The following is a 22,779-nucleotide window of genomic DNA, read 5'->3' on the forward strand; positions in this document are numbered from 1 at the left end:
CCGCCCGGCCCCGGGCCACTGCCCGCTCCCGCTCCTCGGCTCCCGCGCCCGCGGCTGACCGCCGCCCAGCCTCGGGCCACCGCCCGCTCCCGCGCCTGCGGCTGACCGCCGCCCGGCCCCGGGCCACTGCCCGCTCCCGCTCCTCGGCTCCCGCGCCCGCGGCTGACCGCCGCCCAGCCTCGGGCCACCGCCCGCTCCCGCGCCCGCGGCTGACCGCCGCCGGGCCTCGGGCCACTGCCCGCTCCCGCTCCCCGGCCGCCGCGCCCGCGGACTTCGGAGGCGCCGGCTCCGGTCCGCCCGGACGAGCACCAGCACCAGGACGCCCGCGACCACCCCGGCGAGGCCCGCGACCACCCGGGCGAGGCCCGCGACCACCCCGGGCGGGGTCCGTGACCACCCGGGCGAGGCCCGCAGCCACCCCCGGGCGAGGTCCGCGGCCACCCGGGCGAGGCCCGCAGCCACCCCCGGGCGAGGCCCGCGACCACCCGGGCGAGGCCCGCGACCACCCCGGCGAGGCCCGCCACCACCCCCGGCGAGGCCCGCGGCCACCCGGACGAGGTGCGCGGCCCCCCGGGCGAAGCCCGCGGCCACCCCGGCCAGGCCCGCCACCGCCAGCGCGCGGGTCAGCCCCGAGGCGAACGCGGCGCACGGGGTGTGCCCGAGGAAGGTGCCGCGCGGTTCCGGGCGTCCGTGAGGGGAGGACGGTGCCGAGAGGGCCACCCAGAGCGGGCACCCCGGTCGCCCGACCGTGTTCGCCGCGCTGCCCGCCGAGCGGCCCCCTCGGCCGGCGGGGGGGCGTCCAGCAGGAGGAGGCGACGCCCCCTTCCGCGCCGGGGGGAGGGGAACGGCTGGCGTACCGTCCGGCGCGCTGACCCCGCCTCCTCCCGGCCCGGGTCAGCCGCCGCTGCGCCGCAGCCGTTCGCCGCCCGCCAGGATCGCCGCCGCCAGCGCGTTCGCCGCGCCCTCGGCCGGGCCCCGGCGCTGCCCGTGGACGACGACGAAGTCGACCTTGCCCAGCTCCGGCAGGCCCGCCCGGTCGGGCAGCCGGAACAGGCCCGGCGGGATCAGCCGCCGGGAGTGGGCCATCACCCCGAGACCGGCGCGCGCCGCGGCGCTCAGGCCGTTGAGGCTGCCGCTCGTGCACACGATCCGCCACTCCCGGCCCTGCTCCTCCAGGGCCCGCAGCGCCCGGGCCCGGGTGATGCCCGGCGGCGGATACACGATCAGCGGAACAGGCCGGTCCGGATCCAGCCGCAGCCGCTCGGCGCCGATCCACACCAGGTCGTCGCGCCAGACCAGCTCGCCGCGTGGATCCTCCGGGCGCCGCTTGGCCAGCACCAGGTCGAGCTTTCCGGCGGCCAGCTGCTCGTGCAGGGTGCCGGACAGCTCCACCGTCAGCTCAAGATCGACCTCCGGATGGTCGTAGCGGAACGACTCCAGGATCTCCGGCAGCCGGGTCAGCACGAAGTCCTCCGAGGCACCGAAGCGCAGCCGGCCCCGCACGCGCGTGCCGGTGAAGAACGCCGCCGCCTGCTCGTGCACCTCCAGGATCCGGCGGGCGAAGCCCAGCATCGCCTCGCCGTCCTCGGTCAGCTCCACCGTGTGGGTGTCCCGGGAGAACAGCTGCCGGCCCGCCGCTGCCTCCAGCCGGCGCACATGCTGGCTGACCGTGGACTGGCGCACTCCCAGGCGTCGGGCGGCCTGGGTGAAGCTCAGCGTCTGGGCGACCGCCAGAAAGGTGCGCAGCTGCGTCGGCTCGTACACCTGGCCGAGCCTAGCGCAGTCATCGCGATTCATGATGACAGTCAGAGTGGTGTGCGGGATTCCCGATCGGCGTGCCGAGGAGGACGATGGAGAGGGGCCCTGCGGGCCCCGACGACCTGACGGACACAGCAATCGGAGCACTGTGAAACGCCTGCGCCGGCCGAGTCGGATGCCGATCGACCTGTACATCGTGCTGCTCCTCGGGACAGTGGGTCTCGCGGCGCTCTTCCCGGCCCGGGGCACCGGCGCCGATGTGGCCTCGGGCGCCTCCACGGCCGCGATCGCCTTCCTCTTCTTCCTGTACGGCGCCCGGCTCTCCACCCGGGAGGCGCTGGACGGGCTGAAGCACTGGCGGCTCCACGTCACCGTACTGGCCTGCACCTTCGTGCTCTTCCCGGTGTTCGGCCTGGCCGCTCGCGGGCTGGTGCCCGTCGTGCTGACCCAGCCCCTCTACCAGGGCCTGCTGTTCCTCACGCTGGTGCCGTCCACGATCCAGTCGTCCATCGCGTTCACCTCGATCGCCCGCGGCAACGTGCCCGCCGCGATCTGCGCCGGGTCCTTCTCCTCCCTGGCCGGCATCGTCGTGACCCCGCTGCTCGCGGCGGGGCTGCTCGGCGGCGACGGGGTCGGGTTCTCCGTGGACTCGCTGGTGAAGATCGTGCTCCAGCTGCTGGTGCCGTTCCTCGCCGGGCAGACGCTGCGGCGCTGGATCGGCGGCTTCATCACCCGGCACAAGCGGATCCTCGGCCTCGTCGACCGGGGATCCATCCTGCTCGTCGTCTACACCGCGTTCAGCGAGGGCATGACCCAGGGCATCTGGCACCAGGTCAGTCCCGCCCGGCTGGCCGCACTGCTCGGCGTCGAGGCCGTCCTGCTGGCCGTGATGCTGGTCCTGACCTGGTACGGGTCCAAGGCGCTCGGTTTCGGCCGGGAGGACCGGATCGCCATCCAGTTCGCCGGGTCGAAGAAGTCCCTCGCCTCGGGTCTGCCCATGGCCAGCGTCCTCTTCGGCAGCCAGGCCTCGCTGGCGGTGCTGCCGCTGATGCTCTTCCACCAGATGCAGCTGATGGTGTGCGCGGTCATCGCCAAGCGGCGGGCCCGCGATCCCGAGGTGACCGCGGACCCGCCCGAGGAGTCAGCGGCCCACCCGGTCCAGGGGCAGCCGCAGAACCGTGTCCTGCGCTGACCGCAGCACCCGCGGATCCGCCAGCTCCGCGTCGCTGAGCGCCCGGTCCCAGACGCGCACCTCGTCCAGCGCCCCGGTGAAGAAGGCGCGGCTGTCCATGCGCTGGCCGATGTGGACGCCGAAGGGCGAGTTGCGGCTGACCGAACCCGGTACGTCGGCGGCGGACGTCTCGGTCCCGTCGACGGACAGGGACAGCCGGCCATCGCCCCGGCGCAGTACGGCGTGGTGCCACCGGCCGTCGTTGTAGGCGCCATCCGTGCGCACGAACGCGGTCCGCGGGGCGGCGGCGCCGTCGCGCACGGTGATCAGGGCCTGCAGCCGGTTGCTCGCCGGCTCCCCGCGCAGCCACACCTGCGGCTGGCTGGTGCCGATCCCGCCCATCCACAGCATCGGCTGCTCACCGGTCGTGGCCGTGTAGCGGAACCAGAGCGAGGCCGTGAAGTCCTTCGTGCCGAGGGGGAGCCCCGAGCGGTACGGCAGCCGGACGGCGTCGTCGGTGCCGTCGAACTCCAGGGCGCTCCCGGCCGCCCCGTCCGTCTTCTCCGGGTTGCCGAGCACCGCCGCCGGACGGCCGTGCGGGGCGAGGTCGGCGGTGACCGGGTCGGGGCCGCGACGCGGGGTGAGCCAGTCCTCGGTGAAGCGGGCGAAGCGGATCTCGTCGCGGGCGTCCACCGCGCCGCCCTCGTACAGCAGGCCGATCGTGCCGGAGCCGATGCGCACCAGGTCGGAGTAGCCGGACCAGTCCGTGGTGACGACCGTGCCGCGGTCCACGCTGTCCCAGGTGCGGCCGCCGTCGTAGGAGGAGCGGATCATCATCGTGCGGCGCCGGTCGGGATCGCCCGGGCAGGCGAGCAGGACGCGGTCGCCCACGCGCAGCATCGAGCCCTGCACCTGCGGGGCGTACAGGTCGGGCAGGTCCTGGAAGGGCGCGGTGAAGCCGGTGCCGCCGTTCCGGCTGACGGCCTGGGTGCGGTGGCCGAGGTCGGTGCCGTCCTGCTCCCGGCCGCTGACCAGGACCGACCCGTCGTCGCGCTCGGTGAGGGTGAGTTCGGAGGGCTTCTGCCGGAAGGTGCCGTCGGTGGCGACGGGCCAGGTGTCGGTGGCGCCGATCCGCCAGTGGCCGCCGTGGTCGTCACTGACGATCAGGGCCGCGTGGTTGGCGGTGACCCTGCCGTCCCAGGTCTCGGTGTTGACCCCGAAGACCAGGCGTCCCGCGTACCGGCCGCGGGTGAGCTGGATGCCGTGCACGGGCCCCGTGGCGTACCAGGAGTTCCAGTCGGCGGGCAGGATCTCGGGGCTCAGGTCGCGCGGCCGGGACCAGGTCAGGCCGTCGTCGTCGCTGTACTGGAGGTGGGGGGTGCGGTCGCAGGGGACCGAGCAGCTCGCGCCGTCCGTACGGCCCGTGTTGTACGTCTCGGCGAGCCAGACGCGGCCGGTGTCGCGGTCCACGATCGGCGCCGGGTTGCCGTGGGTGTCGCCGGCGCCCTCGTTCACCACTCGCAACGGGCTCCAGGTGCGCCCGTCGTCGGTGGAGCGCTTGACCACGATGTCGATGTCGGCCGCGTCCCCGCAGTTGAGGACCCGGCCCTCGGCGAAGGCCAGCAGGGTGGAGTCGGTCGTGCGGACGACGGCCGGGATGCGGAAGCATGCGTAGCCGGGGTCCTGGCCGGCCTTGAACAGCACCTGCTGCTCGAACTCCGCCGCCCGGGGCGCCGGTTGGGCGTGGGCCGGGCGGGCGGGGACGAGCGGGAGGAGCAGCCCGGCGGCGAGCGCGGCACCGGCCGCGAGCGCGGATCTGAGACGGGTGCGAAGACATGACGGCACGGTGCGACCTGCCCTTCGTCGGCCGGACATCCGGACGTCCGGACATCCCACGTCCAACGTGCGTCCCCATGACGGTAGTTGGGTGTGCCGCACGTCACAAGAAGCGTGCAGGCGGTTACATGCGCAGGACGACCTTGCCGAGGTTGGCCCGGCTCATGACCGCCTCGTGCGCCGCGGCCGCGTCCTCCAGGGCGAACTCCGCGTGCACGGCGGGTTTCAGGGCGCCCTCGGCGTGCAGCCGCCACAGCTCCTGCCGCCACCGCTCGTACGTCTGGGGCCGGCCGCGGGCGAGCAGCGCCATCTGGAAGCCGATCACGGACTTGGCCCCGGCCAGCAGGTCGTACGCCTGGATCGTGCCGCCGCCCGAGCTGTAGGCCACCAGGCGGCCGTGCGGGGCGAGCGCGGCGAGGGCGGGGGTGAGCAGGTCGCCGCCGACGGCGTCCAGGACGCAGTCGACCGGATCGCCCCAGCCGCCGTCGCCGTAGCGCACGCAGTCGTCCGCGCCGAGCGAGCGGACGAACTCCGCCTTGTCCGGGGCGGACACGGCGCCCACCACGCGGCCGGCGCCCCGGATCCGCGCCAGCTGCACCGCGAGATGCCCGACGCCGCTCGCCGCCGACGTGACCAGCACCGACTCGCCGGGCGCGAGCCGCGCGGCCTCCAGTGCCCCGAGCGCCACGAGGCCGCTGCGCACCAGCGCGATCGCGGTGACCTCGGTCGCGCCGTCCGGCACCGGCGAGGCCATGGCCTCGTGCACCACGGCGAACTCGGCGTACCCGTGCCCGAAGCACAGTCCGGTCACCCGGTCGCCGACGCGGAAGCGGGTCACTCCCGCGCCGGCCGCCACCACCTCGCCCGCGACCTCGCCGCCCAGCGGCACCGGCTCGGCCGCCTCGGTCACCTTGCGGACCATGGGCAGGGAGATGCCGACGGCCGCGCAGCGCACCAGCAGCTCGCCGGGGCCGGGCTCGGGGGAGGGTGCTTCCTCCAGGAACAGCGGGCCGCCGGTGGCCTCGTACCGGACGCGGCGCATGAAACCTCCAGGGGCCGGAGGGACCCGGCCCGGTCAATCGTTGGGAACACCCACGAATTCGTTGGCGGCCCCAACGGTATAGGAGGTTCATGGGGAAGTCCAACGATTCTTCGGCTAGTCTGCCGTCATGGCCGAAGCACCCCTGCCCGCGATCCGCTCCCTGCCCAGCTGGCTGCTCGGCCGGGCCGCCGCGCGCGGCCGTGACCTGGTCGCCGGCGCGCTCGCGGCCGAGGGGCTGAAGATGTGGCACCACGTCGTGCTCTCCGCGGTCCGGGACCTCGCCCCGGTCGCCCAGGCGGACCTCGGCCGCGGTGTGCGCCTCGACCCCAAAGACCTGGTCGGCATCCTGAACGACCTGCAGTCCGCCGGCCTGGTCCACCGCGCCCCCGACCCCCGCGACCGGCGCAAGAACGCCGTCTCCCTCACCGACGAGGGCGCCCGCACCCTCGTACGCTGCGAGAAGGCCGCACGCGAGGCCAACGACGAACTGCTCGCCCCGCTGACGGCGGCCGAACGCGATCAGTTCACAAGCCTGTTGATCCGGATTTCCGGCACGGACGGATGACGACGGCTAACGTTCCGTCATGACCGCAGCTCCCGTGCTCGATCCGCAGCGTACCGCCCTCGTTCTCGTCGATCTGATGGAACGGATCGTCGCGCTGCCCCTCGAACCCCGCACAGGCACCGAAGTGCTCGCCGCCGCCGAGGAGTTGGCGACCGCCTTCCGCCGCGCCTGCGCCCCCGTCGTGCTCGTACGGGTCGAACGCCCGGCCGTCGCCGAACAGCCGCCCGGCAGCGGGCTCGTGCCCGGCCTGCTCCGGGACGGCGATCTGGAGGTGGTCAAGCGGACCCTCGGCGCCTTCCAGGGCACCGGCCTCGACGAGCGGCTGCGCGAGCGCGGCATCACCACCCTGGTGTTCGGCGGTATCGCCACCAACCTGGGGGTCGAGTCCACCGCCCGCGCCGCCGCCGACCTCGGCTACGACCTCGTCTTCGCGGAGGACGCCCTGGCCGCGCTCACGGCCGCCGAGCACGAGGCGTCCGTACGGCTCGACTTCCCCCGCCTCGGCACCGTCGTCACCGCCGCCGAGGTCCGGCTCGGCACCGGCTGACGGTCTACACCAGCAGCCCGCCCCCGTCCACGACCACCGTCGAGCCGCTGCTGTAGCCGTTCCGCATCAGATACAGGTACGCCTCCGCGACATCCGCCGGCTCGCCGACCCGTCCCACCGGCAGCGACTCGGCGGACGACCGGAACAACCGCTCCCGCTCCGCCTCCGGCAGTTCCCGCCACAGCTCGGTGCGGACCACCCCCGGCGAGACCGCGTTGACCCGCACCGGCGCCAGCTCCACGGCGAGCGCCCGGGTCAGCGCGTCCATTGCGCCGCACAGCGCCGAGGCCGCGCTCGAACCCGGCATCGGCCGGCGCCCCGCCGTCCCCGTCGTCAGCACCACGGACCCGCCCGGCCGGATCGACCCGACGGCGTACTTCACCGCCGCGTACGCACCCCACAGCCTGGTGTCCAGAAACCGCCGGGCCCGGGCCGGGCTCGTCTCGGCCAGGGGCTCCAGCAGCAGCGACTCGCCCGCCGTGTACACCAGGTGGTCGAAGGCACTGAGCTGCGCGAAGAAGCCGCGCACCGCGTCCTCGTCGGTCGCGTCCAGCGTCTGCCCCCGGGCGGTGTCCGGCAGCCGCTTCAGCGCAGCGGCCACGCTCTCCGGCCGGCGCGAGGCCACGACCGCCTCGGCACCCTCCCGGGCCGCGCCCTCGGCGACCGCGAGCCCGATGCCCGACGTACCCCCGATGACGACGACGCGCTGTCCCCGCAGATCCATGGGAAGCCCCTTTCCGCTCCGGTCTCTCGTCTGGTTCCGACGCCCTCCAGCCTGCGCTCGCGCGGACGCGGTCGTCCAAGACCTCTTGCGGCGGCGGCGATACCCTGGAGGTATCGCCACCCGTACGACGAGAGGGGCGGTCATGGACCTCGACCTGCGCAAGGTCCGCTACTTCGTCGCGGTCGCCGAACTCCTGCACTTCGGCCGCGCCGCCGAACGGCTGCACATCGCCCAGCCGGTGCTGAGCCGTCAGATCCGGGCGCTGGAGAAGGACGTGGGAGCCGAGCTGTTCGTACGCGACAGCCACGGTGTGGCGTTGACCGGCGCCGGACGGCAACTCCTCGAAGACGGGAGTGCGTTGCTGGCGTCCGCCGACGCGGCGCGGCGCCGCGTCCTGCGGGTGGCGCGCGGGACGCGCCGGCTGCTCGTCGGCTTCCGCGCCGGCATCGTCGTCGCCCCCGCCCTGCGCGCCTTCTCGGCCGCGCACCCGGACGTGCGGGGCAACGCCCGCCGCGTCGAGTGGGACGACCAGGAGCGGCTGATCCTGGACGGCACCGTGGACATCGCCTACGTACGGCGGCCGGTCCGCGAGGACGGCCTCGAACTGCTGCCGCTGTGCACCGAGCCGCGCGTGGCCATGCTCCCCGAGGGCCACCGGCTCGCCGGGAAACCGGGGATCACCCTCGCCGACCTCGACGGCGAGACCTGGCTCCGGTACAACGACCCGGGCCCGGACGACCTGCCGATCCGCACCGTCGAGGAGAAGTTCGAGTACGTCGCCTCGGGCACCGCGATCACCATGGTCCCGCGCTCCGTCGCCGAGCAGTACTCCCGCCCGGACATCAGCTACGTCCCGGTCACCGACGCCGCTCCCGACCAGGTGCTGCTGGCCTGGGCGGCCGGCCGGCACTCCTCGCTGATCACCGCGTTCGCCGAGATCGCCAGGACCGTGGCCGGCCAGACGGCGGGGGAGTCCTGAGAGGGGCGGGGCACGGGGCGGTCCGGTTGCGGGGAAGGGGGCGGCCGTGGCGGGGCCCCAGCGGCGCAGGGGGCGCTCCCCGCCGGGCGGGGCCCCGCCGCCGTGTCGCGGGGGCCGGTCAGCTCTGCTCGGCCGGCGCGTGCAGCGCGATCCGGTGCTCGCCCGCGTACACGTTCATGGAGCTGCCCCGCAGGAAGCCCACCAGGGTCAGGCCGGTCTCCGCCGCCAGGTCCACCGCGAGCGACGACGGCGCCGATACGGCCGCGAGCACCGGGATGCCCGCCATGACCGCCTTCTGCGCCAGCTCGAAGGAGGCCCGGCCGGAGACCATGAGGATCGACCGGGACAGCGGCAGCGCGCCGCTCTGCAGCGCGCGTCCGACCAGCTTGTCGACCGCGTTGTGCCGGCCCACGTCCTCCCGGGTGTCCAGCAGCTCCCCGTCCTCGCTGAACAGGGCCGCCGCGTGCAGGCCCCCGGTCCGGTCGAACACCCGCTGGGCCGCGCGCAGCCGGTCGGGCAGGGCCGCCAGCAGCCCGGGGGTGACCCGGAGCGGCGGAGTGTCGGCGATCGGCCAGCGCGCGGTCGTCCGTACGGCGTCCAGGCTGGCCTTGCCGCACAGGCCGCACGAGGAGGAGGTGTAGACGTTCCGCTCCAGAGTGAAGTCCGGGAGCGCGACACCGGGCGCGGTCGTCACGTCGACCACGTTGTAGGTGTTCGAACCGTCGGCGGTCGCCCCCGCGCAGTACACGATGTTGCGCAGGTCGGACTTCTCGGCGAGGACGCCCTCGCTCACCAGGAAGCCGGCCGCGAGCGCGAAGTCGTCGCCCGGGGTCCGCATGGTGATCGCGAGCGGCTTGCCGTTCAGCCGGATCTCCAGGGGCTCCTCGGCGACGAGCGTGTCCGGCCGGGTGGAGACGGCCCCGTCCCGGATGCGGAGGACCTTGCGGCGTTCCGTGACGCGTCCCATGATCTGATCAGCCCCGGTTCTGTACGTGCCGGCGGCCGAGACCGCCCTGGATACGGAGAGTGCCGCCGGTCACCGGGTCGCGGTGCCCGCTGTGGTGCGCGGAGGCGGTCTTCACCCGCTCATTCTCCTCATGCGGCGCCGCGCAGCGCGAGCAGGTCCGAGATGGCGTGCACGGTGCGCAGGGTGGGCACCTCCACGCCGGTGATCCGCGCGAGTTCGACGACCGCCGCGAGCAGGACGTCCAGCTCCAGGGGCTTTCCGCGCTCCAGGTCCTGGAGGGTGGAGGTGCGGTGGTCGCCGACGCGCTCCGCACCGGCGAGCCGGCGCTCGATGGAGACGCCCACCTCGCAGCCCAGGGCCTCGGCGACGCGGAGCGTCTCGCGCATCATCGTCTCGATGACCCGGCGGGTCCCGCCGTGCCGGCACATCTGCCCCATGGTGGCCCGGGCCAGGGCGCTGATCGGGTTGAAGGAGATGTTCCCGAGCAGCTTGAGCCAGATGTCGTTGCGCAGGTCGGGTTCGACGGGGCACTTCAGCCCGCCGGCCCGCATCGCCCCGCTCAGTTCGAGGCAGCGCGCGGACACGCTGCGGTCGGGCTCGCCGAGGGAGAAGCGGGTGCCCTCCACGTGCCGGACCACGCCGGGGGCCGCCAGCTCCGTCGCCGCGTAGACCACACAGCCGACGGCCCGTTCGGGGGCCAGGACCGCGCTGACGGCGCCGTCCGGGTCGACGCTCTCCAGGCGGTGGCCGTCGTAGGGACCGCCGTGCCGGTGGAAGTACCACCAGGGGATGCCGTTCTGCGCGGCGACCACCGTGGTGCGCTCGTGCAGCAGCGGTGCGATCAGCGGCCCGCACGCCGCGTACGCGGTGGCCTTCAGGCCCAGGAAGACATGGTCCACCGGGCCGACCTCGGCCGGGTCGTCGGTGGCGTGCGGACGCGCGGTGAAGTCACCGCGCGCGCTGACCACCTGGACGCCGTTCCGTCTCATGGCCGCGAGATGCGGTCCGCGGGCGACGAGGTGGACGTCGGCGCCGGCGCGGTGGAGCGCGGCACCGACGTAGGCGCCGATGGCACCGGCGCCGAGGATGGCGACTTTCACGGGACGCTCCGTTCGGTTCGAGGGAGAGGGATACCGCGGAGGGGGAGGCCGGCAGCGAGGACGCCTACCGGCCAGGCGACTGAATGCTGTCGACGAAATATTGTCTACAGTATGGAGGGAGGGTGGGCAAGGGTCCGTGCGACGACCGCCCGACGCGCTCCGGATACCGTTCACCGCATACGGTCGACCGGACCCCTTCCCAACTCCCGTTTCCCGCCCTACCGTCCGCGGGCATGAGCAGCCCCCCTCTCGCACCCCCGGGCTGGAGCCGCTGGCTCGTGCCGCCCGCCGCTCTCTCCGTCCACCTCTCCATCGGCCAGGCCTACGCCTGGAGCGTGTTCAAGCCGCCGCTCGAGTCCGCCCTCCACCTCGACGGCACCCAGAGCGCGCTCCCCTTCCAGCTGGCGATCGTGATGCTCGGTCTCTCGGCCGCGTTCGGCGGCACGCTCGTCGAGCGCAACGGACCGCGCTGGGCGATGACCGTGGCCCTGGTCTGCTTCTCCTCCGGCTTCCTGATCTCCGCGCTCGGCGCCCGGACGGAGCAGTTCTGGCTGATCGTCCTCGGCTACGGCTTCGTCGGCGGGACCGGCCTCGGCATCGGCTACATCTCGCCCGTCTCCACGCTGATCAAGTGGTTCCCGGACCGGCCCGGCATGGCCACCGGCATCGCCATCATGGGCTTCGGCGGCGGCGCCCTGATCGCCTCGCCCTGGTCGGCGCGGATGCTCGACTCCTTCGGCGGCGACAACGACGGCATCGCCCTCGCCTTCCTGGTGCACGGGCTGTCCTACGCCGTCTTCATGACCCTCGGCGTGCTGCTCATCCGCGTGCCGCGCGGCGAGAGGCCGACGGCCGGCGGATCGGGCGTCGTCGGGGGCGTGCGGGTCTCCGCGCGCAACGCCGTACGCACCCCGCAGTTCTGGTGCCTGTGGGTCGTGCTCTGCATGAACGTCACCGCGGGCATCGGCGTCCTGGAGAAGGCCGCCCCGATGATCACGGACTTCTTCGCGGACAGCTCCACACCGGTGTCCGCTGCCGCCGCCGCGGGGTTCGTCGCCCTGCTGTCGGCCGCCAACATGGCGGGACGCATCGGCTGGTCGTCCACCTCCGACCTGATCGGACGCAAGAACATCTACCGCCTCTACCTCGGTGCCGGCGCGCTGATGTACCTGCTCATCGCCGTGTTCGGCGATTCGTCCAAACCGCTGTTCGTCCTGTGCGCGCTGGTGATCCTCTCCTTCTACGGCGGCGGCTTCGCCACCGTCCCGGCGTATCTGAAGGACCTCTTCGGCACCTACCAGGTCGGCGCGATCCACGGCCGGCTGCTCACCGCCTGGTCCACGGCCGGTGTGCTGGGGCCGCTGATCGTCAACTGGATCGCCGACCGCCGCAAGGACGCGGGCGAGCAGGGGCCGGCCCTGTACACGCTGTCCTTCGGCATCATGATCGGGCTGCTCGTCATCGGCTTCGTCGCCAACGAACTGATCCGGCCCGTCCACCCCCGCCACCACATTCCCGCCCCGAGGGAGGCCGCCGATGCCGAACGACAGCAGTCCGCCTGACGCTCCCCCTGCCGGACCCCGCCCGGGCGGAGGGAGCCGCGGCCGGCTGATCGCGTTCGCCTGGGTCTGGGTGGGCGCCCCCTTCGCCTACGGTGTGTACGAGCTCGTACGCAAGGCGGCACAGCTGTTCACGGGGTGAGTGTGCGGGCGTCCGGGAGTCTGCGGGAAGCCGACAACTCGGACGCCCGATTCCTGTGGCCTTACCTGCCGTCGTACCCACCGGTCACTGACCAGACTGGAGGATCCCGCTACGCAAGGCATCGAGGGGATCCCCGGCATGAACGGCTCACGCATCGTCGCCATCGGCCACTACCAGCCCGCCAAGGTACTCAGCAACGACGATCTGGCGGGTCTGGTCGACACCAGTGACGAGTGGATCCGCAGCCGGGTGGGCATCCGGACCCGGCACGTCGCCGGACCCGACGAGCCCGTCGACGAGCTGGCCGCGCACGCCGGCGCCAAGGCCCTGGCCGCGGCAGGGCTGGCCCCCGGCGACATCGACCTGGTCCTCGTCGCCACCTCCACCGCGATCGACCGCTCCCCGAACACCGCCGCCCGGGTCGCGGCCCGGCTCGGCATCCCGGGGCCCGCCGCCATGGACGTGAACGTCGTGTGCGCCGGGTTCACCCACGCGCTGGCCACCGCCGACCACACCCTCCGGGCCGGCGCGGCCACGCGCGCCCTGGTCATCGGCGCCGACAAGATGACCGACGTCACCGACTGGACCGACCGCACCACCTGCGTCCTCGTCGGCGACGGCGCCGGAGCCGCGGTCGTGACGGCGTGCCCGCCGGGCGAGGAGCCGGGGATCGGCCCCGTGCTGTGGGGATCGGTACCGGAGATGGGGCACGCCGTGCGGATCGAGGGCACACCGCCGCGGTTCGCCCAGGAGGGGCAGAGCGTCTACCGCTGGGCCACCACCCAGCTCCCGGCCATCGCCCGCCGGACCTGCGAGAAGGCCGGACTCGCCCCCGAGGAGCTGGCCGGCGTCGTCCTGCACCAGGCCAATCTGCGGATCATCGAGCCGCTGGCCGAGAAGCTCGGCGCCGTCCACGCGGTGATCGCCCGCGATGTCACCGAGTCCGGCAACACCTCGGCGGCCAGCATCCCGCTCGCCTTCTCCAAGCTGCTCGAACGGGGAGAGCTGCGCACCGGTGACCCGGTGCTGCTGTTCGGGTTCGGCGGGAATCTGTCGTACGCCGGACAGGTCGTAAAGTGCCCATAGGAGCCTGAGGCGGCTCAGTTGCGAAGCTCGGCCGGATCGGCGCGTGCCCCTGTGCGCCCCGGTGATGGATCCTGTGCACCGTAGACTGTAGACGAAAGACAATTGATACTGAGCGTCCCACGCTGACGCGTGCCGGCCCGCACAGGAGGGGACACCGCGATGTTGTCGACCGGACTGCCGCAGGGGACCGTGCCCAAGCTGGAACGGCCCGGCCCGCTGCGGGAACGCGTGTACGAGGCACTGCTGGAGCTGATCACCACCCGCGCCCTGCGACCCGGCCAGCACCTCGTGGAGAGCGAACTCGCCGGGCATCTCGGCGTCTCCCGGCAGCCCGTGCGCGAGGCCCTGCAGCGGCTCGACACCGAGGGCTGGGTCGATCTGCGGCCCGCCCAGGGCGCGTTCGTGCACGAGCCCACCGAGGAGGAGGCCGACCAGCTGCTCACGGTCCGCACCCTGCTGGAGGCGGAGGCGGCCCGGCTGGCGGCCGTGCACGCCGGCCGGCCCGGCATCGCCGCCCTGGAGGAGCTGTGCGCCGAGGGCGAGCAGGCGGTCGCGGCCGAGGACGTGGACCGAGCGGTGGCCCTCAACGCCGCTTTCCACGCCAAGGTGATGGAGCTGGCCGGCAACACGGTCCTCGCCGAACTGGCCGCGCAGGTCGGCCGGCGGGTCCGCTGGTACTACACGCCGGTGGCCCGGCAGCGCGGCCGGCAGTCCTGGATCGAGCACCGCGCGCTGATCGACGCGATCGCCGGCGGTGACGAGCAGCGCGCCACCCGTCTGATGCGCGAACACACCGAGCACACCCGCCGCTCGTACCACGAGCGGAACGGGTCCTGAGCGAACCGGACCCGGGCCTGCCCGCAGGGCGTTCCCCCTCCGGCGGTCACCGGCCGGACCGCGGAGAGGCAACGCCCCGGGAGGCGGGGCGGCCGGAGCCCCGCCGTCAGGAGGCCGCTCGCGGCCCCTCCGCCGGCACCCGCCCCCGGCCGCCGGTGCGGCCCGGCTGCCGCAGCAGCAGCGCGATGGCCGCCGCCGCCATCGACACGCCCCCGGCCAGCGCATAGGCGCCGTCGTAACCCCAGGCGCCGACCACCATCGAGCCGAGGCCGCCGCCGAACAGGCCGCTGACCAGCTTGCCGCTGTACACCAGGCCGTAGTTGGTGGCGTTGTAGTTCTCGCCGAAGTAGTCCGGCGTCAGCGCGGCGAACATCGGGTAGAACGCGCCGCCGCCGAAGCCGGAGAGGAAGGCGAAGAACAGGAACAGCCACTCGTTCTTCACGTCACCGGCCCAGATGACGCCGAACTGGGCGAGCCCGAGCACCACGATGACGAACACCAGCGTCGACTTGCGGCCCCACAGGTCGGACAGCCAGCCGACCACCGCCCGGCCGATGCCGTTGATGACGGCCATGACGCCCATCGAGGAGGCCGCGACCAGCGGGCCGAAGCCGACGTCCTTGGCGAAGTCGACCTGGAAGGAGATCCCGAAGATCGACACGCCGGCGGTCATCACGACCGTGATCCACATCAGCGGGAGCATCCCGGTCCTGATCGCCTCCCTGGGCGTGAACTGCCGTACGGCGGGCGGGTTCTTCGCCAGGCTCGCGGCGCCCTTGGTGTTCCCGGAGTGCGACAGCGGGTCGATGTCGGCCGGCCACCAGTTCTTCGGCGGGTCCTTGAAGAAGAACGCGCAGACCGCGACCACGATCAGCACGTAGACGCCGATCAGATCGAGCACCGCGTGGTAGTTCCCGGTGTCGAAGGTGTAGTTGAAGATGAAGATGAAGGGCAGCGAGCCGTAGGCGAAGCCGCCGTTGACGAAGCCGGTCCTGGCGCCGCGCCTCTCCGGGAACCACTTGCCGACCATGTTGATGCACGTCGCGTAGATCAGCCCGGAGCCGACCCCGCCCACCACACCGAAGCCCAGGACGGCCGGCAGCACCTCGTCCAGGTGGGACAGGGCAAGGAAGCCCAGCAGACACATCGCGGAGCCCAGGTACATGGCCCGGCGTGCCGTGAGGAGGCCGCGTTCGCGCATCCAGCCGGCCGGGAAGGCGATGCCCGCCTGGAAGAAGACCCAGACGCTCAGGATCCAGAAGGTGTTGCTCTGGGTCCAGCCGTGGGCCGTCGACAGGGTGTCCTCCGCCGAGCCGTAGGCGTACTCGGAGACGCTGATGGCCATCATGGAGACCCAGGGGAGGTACACCATGGACGTGCGGGAGTGGCCGAGGATGTCCCGGTCCGTCTCGCCGACGCGGTAGACCCGGCCGCGCGCGTCGGTGACCTCGCGGTACGAGCGGTTCGGCGTGTCCGGACCGGCCGGAGTGTTCCGTGTTGCCGTGGGATCTGCCGTCATGTCAGGCCATCTCCTCGCCGAGGGGGTGCGGATTGGGGACGATGCGCCGGGCGCTCGGTCGGCCCGGAGCCTTGAGGAAGAGCGCCGGCACGGCGCAGGCGAGCCCGGTGCAGCCCGCCAGGACGAAGGCGTCGTGCGGGGCCGGGGCGCCGCGGGTACCGGCCGCGATGCCGAGGCCCACGAGCACCGCGACGGCCGGGGAACCGGCGACGAGGCCGAAGACGCTCGCGCTGCGGTTCTCGCCGAAGTGGTCGGCGGCCATCGCCGCGAGCAGTGCCAGGACCGCCCCGCCGGCCGGCCCGGCGACCGCCGCGCAGCCGAGGAACAGCGGGACGCTGCCGGCCCGGCCCGCGGCCAGCACCCCGAACTGCGCGGTGCCCAGCGCGAGACAGGCCGCGATCACGGTGGTGCGCCGCCCGACCCGGTCGGAGAGCACACCGACCGCGCCCAGCCCCGCTCCGGCGGCCACGGCCAGCGCCGGCGCGGTCCGCACCACCGGCCCGGAGAAGCCCGACTCCCGCCCGAACGGCTCCAGGAAGCCGATCCCCAGGGCGGTGCCGCCGGCCGCGCCCAGCAGACAGAGCCACATCAGCCACAGCACCGGGGCGCGCGCGGCCTCCCCGGCGGTGTACTGGCGCACGGCGGGCGGGTTCCTCGCCCCCGGCCGGCGGGCCGCGGGCGAGGCCGCCGCCCGGAGCGGGTCGCTGTGCGGCGGCCACCAGTTCCGCGGCGGGTCCCGGAAGAACCAGCCGGCCGACGCGGTCACGAGGCACACCCCGGCCCCCGTGGCGGCGAGCAGCAGGCGGTGGTCGGCCCGGCCGGGCGCGGAGCCGAGGACGGGCAGGAACGGCAGGGCCCCGAAGGCGAGCCCGCTCGCCACGAAGCACGTCGGGCCGCCCCGGCGCTCCGGATACCACTTGCCCGGCAGCGTCAGACAGGTCGCGTGGACCAGCCCGGCACCGATGCCGCCGGCCACACCGAAGCCCAGACAGGCCACGAGGAGGTTCGGCGCGAAGGCGAGCGCGAGGTGTCCGGCGAGGATGCCGGCCGCGCCGGTCAGCACGGCCGCGCGGGCGGTCAGCCGGCGGCTCTCGCGCAGCAGCCCGGCGGGCAGGGCGACGGTGGCCTGGCACAGCGCCCACAGGGCCGCCGGCACCAGGAGGTCCCCGCCCCACGGGTGGCCGTCACGCAGCCCGTCCCGCGCGGCGGCGGACGCGTACCCGGCGCAGCCGGCGCCCGTGACGGCGAGCCAGGGCAGGACGACCATCCAGATGCGGCCGCGGCCCAGCAGGTCGGCATCGCTCTCGCCGACCCGGTACACGCGGCCCGTACGGTCTCGCACCTCCCTGCACAGGAGGGAGGCGGGTGGATCGGTGGTTTCCATGTCGCGGGTGCACCCCTTGCGTCGAAAGTTCTGGCCAGCGCCCCCTGTCCCATGCCTTTCGTGCGCGCGCGGGTTCCGGGGCCGGCCGGCGCGCACCGCCGGCCGGCCCCTTTCGGCTCAGCTCATGAACCGCCCCCCAGGAGCCCCGCCGCCCGCGCCCACCGGTACTTCGCGCCGAGCACGGCCACCGGCATCTCGGTCGTGTACGGATAGGCCACGACCCCCCGGTCGAACAGGTACTGGCACGCCTCCTCGACCTCGACGTCACCGGCGAGGGAGGCCACGACCGGCTTCTCGACGCCCCGTTCGCGGAACTCGGCGACCACGCGCGCGGTGAGTTCGGCGAACACCATCGGCGGCGTGACGACGGTGTGCCAGTAGCCGAGCACCAGGGCGTGCACGCGCGGGTCCGCGAGGCCCAGCCGGATCGTCGCCTCGTACGTCGACGGCGGCTCGCCCCCGGTGATGTCGACCGGGTCGCCGGCCGCGCCGAACGGCGGGATGAAGCGGCGGAACGCCTCGTCCAGATCCGGCGGGATCTGCATCAGGGACAGCCCGTTGTCCGTCACCGCGTCCGACAGCAGCACCCCGCTGCCGCCCGCGCCGGTGATGATGACGACGTTGTCCCCCTGGGGGGCGGGCAGCACCGGCAACGCGCGCGCGTACTCCAGCATGTCGTTCAGGCCCGGTGCCCGGATGACCCCGGCCTGCCGCAGGATGTCGTCGTACACCGCGTCGTCGCCCGCGAGCGCGCCGGTGTGCGAGCCCGCCGCCTTCGCGCCGGCCGCCGTACGGCCCGCCTTCAGCACCACGACCGGCTTCTTCGGCACCGTCGCGCGGGCCGCGTCCACGAACGCCCGCCCGTCCTTGAGGTCTTCGAGGTGCATGGCGACGCACTCGGTGTGCGGGTCCTCGCCGAACCAGGTCAGCAGGTCGTCCTCGTCCAGGTCCGACTTGTTGCCGAGGCCGACGATCGCCGACACGCCCGTCCTCGTGGTGCGGGCGAAGCCCAGGACGGCCATGCCGATGCCACCGGACTGCGAGGTCAGCGCCACCCCGCCCTTGACGTCGTACGGCGTGCAGAACGTGGCGCACAGGTCCTGCCAGGTGGAGTAGTAGCCGTAGATGTTCGGGCCGAGCACGCGGACGCCGTGCCGTTCGGCGATCTCCACGATCTCCGCCTGGAGCGCGTGCTCGCCGGTCTCGGCGAATCCCGACGGGATGAGGACGGCGTTCGGGATCCCCTTGCGGCCCGCCTCCTCCAGCGCCGCGGCCACGAAGCGGGCCGGGACGGCGAAGACGGCCACGTCCACCTCGCCCGGCACGTCCGTGACGCTCCGGTACGCCTTGCGGCCCAGGATGTCGTCGGCCCTGGGGTTCACCGGGTGGATGTCCCCGGCGAAGCCGCCGTCGACCAGGTTGCGCATCACCGAGTTGCCGATCTTGCCGGGCTCGGCGGAGGCGCCGATCACCGCGACGGAGGCCGGCTGCATCAGCCGGCGCATGGAGGCGAGGATCTCGTCGCGGGTGTACCGCCGGCGCGGCGCCGGCGGCCGGTCGGCGAGGATCACCCGGATGTCGGCGGCGACGGCGCCCCCGGCCGTGGCGATCACCGGGTTGAGGTCCACCTCCGCGATCTCCGGGAAGTCGGCGGCCAGTTCGGAGACGCGCCGGATCTGCTCGGCCACCGCCCGCCGGTCCACCCCGGCCTGCCCGCGGACCCCGCGCAGGACCTCGGCCGCCCGGACGGAGTCGAGCATCGACAGCGCCTCCTCGCCGGAGACCGGCGCGAGGCGGAACGTCACGTCCTTCAGGACCTCGACCAGCACCCCGCCGAGCCCGAACGCCACCACCTTCCCGAAGGCCGGGTCGGTGACCGCGCCGACGATGACCTCCTGGCCCGCCGGCAGCAGCTCCTGTACCTGCACGCCCTCGATACGGGCGCCCGCGTCGTACGCGCGCGCGTTGTCGACGATCCGGTGGAACGCGGCCCGGACGTCCGCCGCGCCCTCCACCCCCACCACGACCCCGCCGGCGTCGGTCTTGTGCAGGATGTCCGGCGAGACGATCTTCAGCACCACAGGACCGCCGAAGCGGGCGGCGGCGGCCACCGCCTCGTCCACATCGGTCGCGAGGTCCTCGCCCGGTACGGCGATCCCGTACGCGTCGGCGAGCACCTTGCCCTCGGGCGCGGTCAGGGCGGTACGGCCCGCGGCCCGCACGGACTCCAGCAGGGTCCGCACCCGCGTCATCCTGTCCTCGGCCGGCATGTCAGATCACTCCGTTCGACTTCAGCAGGCGCAGCTCCGCGTCGCCGAGGCCCAGCTCGCCGGCGTAGACCTCCTCGTTGTGCTCGCCGAGGAGGGGGGAGGTGGTCACCTCGACGGGGGAGTCGGAGAGCTTGAGGGGGCTGCCGACGGTCACGAACTCGCCGCGCTCGGGGTGCGGGACGCGGACGACCATCTCGTTGGCGGCGAGCGAGGCGTCCTCGATGATCTCCCGGGTGGACAGGATCGGTCCGCACGGGACGTCGTGGGCGTTCAGCCGCTCCAGCACCTCCCACTTGGGGAGCGTCGCCGACCACTCCTCGATCAGCTGGAACATCTTGTTCAGCTTCGGCAGCCGGGCCTGGGGGGTCGCCCACTCGGGGTCGTCGGCGAGTTCGGGCCGGCCGATCAGCTCGGTGATCGGCCGCCAGCCGACGGGCTGGACGATGACGTACACGTAGTCGTTCGGGCCGCCCGGCGCGCACCGGACCGCCCAGCCCGGCTGACCGCCGCCGGACGCGTTCCCGGAGCGGGGCACCTCGGTGCCGAAGTCGTCGTTGGGGTACTCGGCGAGCGGCCCGCGGGCCAGGCGCTGCTGGTCCCGCAGCTTGACCCGGCAGAGGTTGAGCACGGCGTGCTGCATGGCCACGTTGACCCGCTGCCCGCGTCCGGTCCGCTCGCGCTGGAGGAGCGCGGCGAGTATCCCCGCCACGGCGTGCACGCCCGTCCCCGAGTCCCCGATCTGGGCCCCCGTCGCCAGCGGCGGCCCGTCCTCGAAGCCGGTGGTCGACATCGACCCGCCCATGGCCTGCGCGACGACCTCGTAGGCCTTGAATCCGGTGTACGGGCCGTCCCCGAACCCCTTGATGGAGGCGTAGACGATCCGGGGGTTGATCTCCCTGACGCGGTCCCAGGTGAAGCCCATCCGGTCGACCGCGCCGGGCCCGAAGTTCTCGACCATGACGTCCGAGCGCCGGATCAGCTCGGTGAGCAGCTCCTTGCCGCGCTCGGTCTTGGTGTTGAGGGTGATGCTCCGCTTGTTGCAGTTGAGCATCGTGAAGTAGAGGGAGTCGACGTCCGGCAGGTCCCGCAGCTGCCTGCGGGTGATGTCGCCGGACGGGGCCTCCAGCTTGACGACGTCGGCGCCGAGCCAGCCGAGCAGCTGGGTGGCGGACGGCCCGGACTGGACGTGGGTCATGTCCAGGACGCGGATTCCGGCCAGGGCCTTGGCGGGCGTTCCAGTCATACGGGCCACCTCACTTGTACATGGTCTGGTTCATGGTTCCGGGGGCGTAGGCGTCGGGATCGACCCAGACGTTGATGAGCGACGGCTTGCCGGACTCGCGCGCCCGGCGCAGGGCGGGGGCGATGCCGGCCGGGTCCCGGACCTCCTCGCCGTAGCCGCCGAGGATCTGCGCGAACTTGTCGTACGGGACGTCGCCGAGGGTGTTGCCGACCCGTTCGCGGTCCGTGCCGTACTTGGCTGCCTGGCCGTAACGGATCTGGTTCATGGAGGAGTTGTTGCCGACGATGCCGACGAACGGCAGGTCGTAGCGGACGAGGGTCTCGAAGTCCCAGCCGGTGAGGGAGAAGGCGCCGTCCCCGAAGAGGGCGACGACCTCCTTGTCGGGGCGGGCCTGCTTGGCGGCGAGCACGAAGGGGATGCCGACACCGAGGGTGCCGAGGGGGCCCGGGTCCATCCAGTGGCCGGGCGACTTGGGCTGGACGACCTGGCCGGAGAAGGTGACGATGTCGCCGCCGTCGCCGATGTAGACCGAGTCCTCGGTGAGGAAGTCGTTGATCTCGCTGACCAGCCGGTAGGGGTGGATCGGGGAGGCGTCGGAGCGCAGCCGCGGCAGTCGCTCCAGGAGGGCCGCCTGCTCGGCCGCCCGCAGTTCGTCCAGCCACTCCTTGCGCCTGGACGCCCCGGTGTCGACGCGTCCGGCGGCGGCCTCGGTCACCGACTTCAGCACCAGGCCGGCGTCGCCGACGATGCCGAGTCCGATGTCCCGGTTCTTGCCGACGGTGCGGTAGTCGAGGTCGATCTGGACGACCGTGGCGCCGGGGGAGAGGCGCTTTCCGTAGCCCATGCGGAAGTCGAACGGGGTGCCGACGACGACGATGACATCGGCGTTCGAGAAGGCGTACCGGCGGGAGAGCTGGAAGTGGTGCGGGTCCCCGGGCGGCAGCGTGCCGCGTCCCGCGCCGTTCATGTACGCCGGGACGTTCAGGGTGCGCACCAGCTCGATCGCGGCCTCGGTGCCCCGGGTCGTCCACACCTGGCCGCCCAGCAGGATCGCCGGCTTCTCGGCGTGCACCAGCAGGTCGGCGAGGGTCTCGATCGCCTCCGGGTCGCCGGCCGAGCGGGTCGAGGCCCGGTAGGCGCCGGCCTGCGGGACCCGGGCCGAGGCGCGCGGCACCTTGGCGTCGAGGACGTCCCGCGGGATCTCCAGGAAGGAGGGGCCGGGAGCGCCGTGGTAGCACTCGCGGAACGCCATCGACACCATGTCGGCGGTGCGCGCCGTGTCCGGCACCGTCGCGGCGAACTTGGTGATCGGCGTCATCATGTCGACGTGCGGCAGGTCCTGGAGGGACCCCATCCGGTGCTGGGCGAGCGCGCCCTGACCGCCGATCAGCAGCATCGGGGACTCCGCGCGGAAGGCGTTGGCCACCCCGGTGACGGCGTCGGTCGTCCCGGGTCCTGCGGTGACCACCGCGCAGCCCGGCCGGCCGGTGATCCGGGCGTAACCGTCGGCGGCGTGCGCGGCGACCTGCTCGTGCCGTACGTCGACGACGTCGATGCCCTCGTCGACGCAGCCGTCGTAGATGTCGATGATGTGGCCGCCGCACAGGGTGTAGACGCGGTCGACCCCCTCGGCCTTCAGTGCCTTGGCTACGAGATGGCCACCGGAGATCACGTCCTGGGTGTCGTCGGGCATGGCGGAGTCCTGTCCCTTTCGTAGGGGTCGGGTGGCTCGCGGTGCGCTGGATACGTCCTCCGTCGAGCCGCATGCAGTAGATTGCATACAGTCGACGAATACTGTATGAAGCCGTTATCCCGCATCAGGTGGGTGGTGTCCAGGGGGCATACACGCTTTTCGGTCATCGGAGTTCAGCCCATTCCGGACACCGCAGGCGCTCGCGATGACCCCGCAGACGGCGCCGGAATGGACCTGTACGAACACCAGGCGCGACAGCTCTTCGAGGCCCACGGCATCCCGGTACCGCGCGCCGAGGCCACCGCGCTCGCCCGGCCGATCCGTCCCCCGAACTGGACTGCGGGCCGCTGATCAACG

The 22,779-nt window shown here is 73.3% G+C and carries 19 protein-coding genes; 8 read left to right on the forward strand and 11 right to left on the reverse strand.

What is annotated here, in order from left to right; genetic code table 11:
• Positions 1-894: 894 nt before the first annotated feature.
• On the reverse strand, positions 895-1,764 hold the full coding sequence (locus ACF073_RS08090) for a LysR substrate-binding domain-containing protein (protein ID WP_392067612.1): 870 nt from the start codon (positions 1,762-1,764) through the stop codon (positions 895-897).
• A 169-nt stretch (positions 1,765-1,933) separates the two neighbouring features.
• On the opposite strand from ACF073_RS08090, the gene ACF073_RS08095 reads away from it, so the two are divergent.
• Positions 1,934-2,950, forward strand: coding sequence for a bile acid:sodium symporter family protein (locus ACF073_RS08095; RefSeq protein WP_392067613.1), 1,017 nt, complete (start codon positions 1,934-1,936; stop codon positions 2,948-2,950).
• Here the strand turns inward: ACF073_RS08095 and ACF073_RS08100 are convergent.
• Positions 2,900-4,774: an exo-alpha-sialidase gene (locus tag ACF073_RS08100; protein ID WP_392067614.1), complete on the reverse strand. Its 1,875-nt coding sequence runs from the start codon at positions 4,772-4,774 to the stop codon at positions 2,900-2,902. The two genes, ACF073_RS08095 and ACF073_RS08100, sit on opposite strands and share 51 nt — an antisense overlap.
• Before the next feature lie 115 nt (positions 4,775-4,889).
• On the reverse strand, positions 4,890-5,807 hold the full coding sequence (locus ACF073_RS08105; RefSeq protein WP_392067615.1) for a zinc-binding alcohol dehydrogenase family protein: 918 nt from the start codon (positions 5,805-5,807) through the stop codon (positions 4,890-4,892).
• A 127-nt stretch (positions 5,808-5,934) separates the two neighbouring features.
• Between ACF073_RS08105 and ACF073_RS08110 the strand changes: the two genes are divergently transcribed.
• Both ACF073_RS08110 and ACF073_RS08115 read left to right on the forward strand, forming a co-directional pair.
• Entirely contained in the window at positions 5,935-6,372 is a 438-nt protein-coding gene (locus tag ACF073_RS08110; RefSeq protein ID WP_392067616.1) for a MarR family winged helix-turn-helix transcriptional regulator, read from the forward strand.
• 19 nt (positions 6,373-6,391) lie between these two features.
• On the forward strand, positions 6,392-6,919 hold the full coding sequence (locus tag ACF073_RS08115) for an isochorismatase family protein (protein ID WP_392067617.1): 528 nt from the start codon (positions 6,392-6,394) through the stop codon (positions 6,917-6,919).
• A 4-nt stretch (positions 6,920-6,923) separates the two neighbouring features.
• Here the strand turns inward: ACF073_RS08115 and ACF073_RS08120 are convergent, their stop codons facing one another.
• Positions 6,924-7,643 carry an SDR family oxidoreductase gene (locus tag ACF073_RS08120; RefSeq protein ID WP_392067619.1) on the reverse strand — a complete coding sequence of 240 codons (720 nt, stop codon included), beginning with the start codon at positions 7,641-7,643 and terminating at the stop codon, positions 6,924-6,926.
• A 142-nt stretch (positions 7,644-7,785) separates the two neighbouring features.
• Here ACF073_RS08120 and ACF073_RS08125 point away from each other — a divergent pair, with 142 nt between their 5' ends.
• On the forward strand, positions 7,786-8,622 hold the full coding sequence (locus ACF073_RS08125) for a LysR family transcriptional regulator (protein ID WP_392067620.1): 837 nt from the start codon (positions 7,786-7,788) through the stop codon (positions 8,620-8,622).
• Positions 8,623-8,740: 118 nt separating this feature from the next.
• On the opposite strand, the gene fdhD is transcribed toward ACF073_RS08125, so the two are convergent.
• The gene (fdhD, locus tag ACF073_RS08130; protein WP_392067621.1) at positions 8,741-9,589 is read right to left on the reverse strand and encodes a formate dehydrogenase accessory sulfurtransferase FdhD; all 849 of its coding nucleotides are present in this window, start codon (positions 9,587-9,589) and stop codon (positions 8,741-8,743) included.
• A 128-nt stretch (positions 9,590-9,717) separates the two neighbouring features.
• Complete coding sequence (locus ACF073_RS08135) at positions 9,718-10,689, reverse strand: 2-dehydropantoate 2-reductase (RefSeq protein WP_392067622.1); 972 nt, start codon at positions 10,687-10,689, stop codon at positions 9,718-9,720.
• 233 nt (positions 10,690-10,922) lie between these two features.
• Between ACF073_RS08135 and ACF073_RS08140 the strand changes: the two genes are divergently transcribed.
• The 3 genes from ACF073_RS08140 (at position 10,923) to ACF073_RS08150 (ending at position 14,313) form a co-directional block, all read left to right on the forward strand.
• On the forward strand, positions 10,923-12,251 hold the full coding sequence (locus ACF073_RS08140; protein ID WP_392067623.1) for an OFA family MFS transporter: 1,329 nt from the start codon (positions 10,923-10,925) through the stop codon (positions 12,249-12,251).
• Positions 12,252-12,528: 277 nt separating this feature from the next.
• A complete protein-coding gene (locus tag ACF073_RS08145) occupies positions 12,529-13,476 on the forward strand; it encodes a beta-ketoacyl-ACP synthase III (RefSeq protein WP_392067624.1) in 948 nt (315 codons plus the stop codon).
• A 159-nt stretch (positions 13,477-13,635) separates the two neighbouring features.
• Positions 13,636-14,313, forward strand: a complete 678-nt coding sequence (locus ACF073_RS08150; protein ID WP_392067625.1) for a GntR family transcriptional regulator — start codon at positions 13,636-13,638, stop codon at positions 14,311-14,313.
• A gap of 106 nt (positions 14,314-14,419) precedes the next feature.
• Here ACF073_RS08150 and ACF073_RS08155 read toward each other — a convergent pair whose 3' ends face one another.
• The 5 genes from ACF073_RS08155 to ACF073_RS08175 form a co-directional block, all read right to left on the reverse strand.
• Positions 14,420-15,832, reverse strand: a complete 1,413-nt coding sequence (locus ACF073_RS08155) for an OFA family MFS transporter (RefSeq protein WP_392067627.1) — start codon at positions 15,830-15,832, stop codon at positions 14,420-14,422.
• Between the two features lies 1 nt (position 15,833).
• The gene (locus tag ACF073_RS08160; protein ID WP_392067629.1) at positions 15,834-17,216 is read right to left on the reverse strand and encodes an MFS transporter; all 1,383 of its coding nucleotides are present in this window, start codon (positions 17,214-17,216) and stop codon (positions 15,834-15,836) included.
• A 122-nt stretch (positions 17,217-17,338) separates the two neighbouring features.
• Complete coding sequence (locus tag ACF073_RS08165) at positions 17,339-19,486, reverse strand: acetate--CoA ligase family protein (RefSeq protein ID WP_392067630.1); 2,148 nt, start codon at positions 19,484-19,486, stop codon at positions 17,339-17,341.
• 1 nt (position 19,487) lies between these two features.
• On the reverse strand, positions 19,488-20,729 hold the full coding sequence (gene frc / locus ACF073_RS08170; RefSeq protein ID WP_392067631.1) for a formyl-CoA transferase: 1,242 nt from the start codon (positions 20,727-20,729) through the stop codon (positions 19,488-19,490).
• A 10-nt stretch (positions 20,730-20,739) separates the two neighbouring features.
• On the reverse strand, positions 20,740-22,422 hold the full coding sequence (locus ACF073_RS08175) for a thiamine pyrophosphate-binding protein (protein ID WP_392067633.1): 1,683 nt from the start codon (positions 22,420-22,422) through the stop codon (positions 20,740-20,742).
• 228 nt (positions 22,423-22,650) lie between these two features.
• Here ACF073_RS08175 and ACF073_RS08180 point away from each other — a divergent pair, with 228 nt between their 5' ends.
• Positions 22,651-22,773 carry a hypothetical protein gene (locus ACF073_RS08180; protein WP_392067728.1) on the forward strand — a complete coding sequence of 41 codons (123 nt, stop codon included), beginning with the start codon at positions 22,651-22,653 and terminating at the stop codon, positions 22,771-22,773.
• Positions 22,774-22,779: the final 6 nt, after the last annotated feature.

It is taken from the genome of Streptomyces sp. NPDC015171, assembly GCF_043079545.1.
In the GTDB taxonomy this organism is placed as follows: Bacteria; Actinomycetota; Actinomycetes; order Streptomycetales; family Streptomycetaceae; genus Streptomyces.

What these genes read in the sequence shown, in the direction of transcription:
- ACF073_RS08095 (WP_392067613.1), top strand. Translation starts at nt 1,934, where the DNA reads ATGCCGATCGACCTGTACATCGTGCTGCTCCTCGGGACAGTGGGTCTC.
- ACF073_RS08105 (WP_392067615.1), bottom strand. Translation starts at nt 5,807, where the DNA reads ATGCGCCGCGTCCGGTACGAGGCCACCGGCGGCCCGCTGTTCCTGGAG.
- ACF073_RS08110 (WP_392067616.1), top strand. Translation starts at nt 5,935, where the DNA reads ATGGCCGAAGCACCCCTGCCCGCGATCCGCTCCCTGCCCAGCTGGCTG.
- ACF073_RS08115 (WP_392067617.1), top strand. Translation starts at nt 6,392, where the DNA reads ATGACCGCAGCTCCCGTGCTCGATCCGCAGCGTACCGCCCTCGTTCTC.
- ACF073_RS08120 (WP_392067619.1), bottom strand. Translation starts at nt 7,643, where the DNA reads ATGGATCTGCGGGGACAGCGCGTCGTCGTCATCGGGGGTACGTCGGGC.
- ACF073_RS08125 (WP_392067620.1), top strand. Translation starts at nt 7,786, where the DNA reads ATGGACCTCGACCTGCGCAAGGTCCGCTACTTCGTCGCGGTCGCCGAA.
- fdhD (WP_392067621.1), bottom strand. Translation starts at nt 9,589, where the DNA reads ATGGGACGCGTCACGGAACGCCGCAAGGTCCTCCGCATCCGGGACGGG.
- ACF073_RS08140 (WP_392067623.1), top strand. Translation starts at nt 10,923, where the DNA reads ATGAGCAGCCCCCCTCTCGCACCCCCGGGCTGGAGCCGCTGGCTCGTG.
- ACF073_RS08145 (WP_392067624.1), top strand. Translation starts at nt 12,529, where the DNA reads ATGAACGGCTCACGCATCGTCGCCATCGGCCACTACCAGCCCGCCAAG.
- ACF073_RS08150 (WP_392067625.1), top strand. Translation starts at nt 13,636, where the DNA reads ATGTTGTCGACCGGACTGCCGCAGGGGACCGTGCCCAAGCTGGAACGG.
- ACF073_RS08155 (WP_392067627.1), bottom strand. Translation starts at nt 15,832, where the DNA reads ATGACGGCAGATCCCACGGCAACACGGAACACTCCGGCCGGTCCGGAC.
- ACF073_RS08160 (WP_392067629.1), bottom strand. Translation starts at nt 17,216, where the DNA reads ATGGAAACCACCGATCCACCCGCCTCCCTCCTGTGCAGGGAGGTGCGA.
- ACF073_RS08165 (WP_392067630.1), bottom strand. Translation starts at nt 19,486, where the DNA reads ATGCCGGCCGAGGACAGGATGACGCGGGTGCGGACCCTGCTGGAGTCC.
- frc (WP_392067631.1), bottom strand. Translation starts at nt 20,729, where the DNA reads ATGACTGGAACGCCCGCCAAGGCCCTGGCCGGAATCCGCGTCCTGGAC.
- ACF073_RS08175 (WP_392067633.1), bottom strand. Translation starts at nt 22,422, where the DNA reads ATGCCCGACGACACCCAGGACGTGATCTCCGGTGGCCATCTCGTAGCC.
- ACF073_RS08180 (WP_392067728.1), top strand. Translation starts at nt 22,651, where the DNA reads ATGGACCTGTACGAACACCAGGCGCGACAGCTCTTCGAGGCCCACGGC.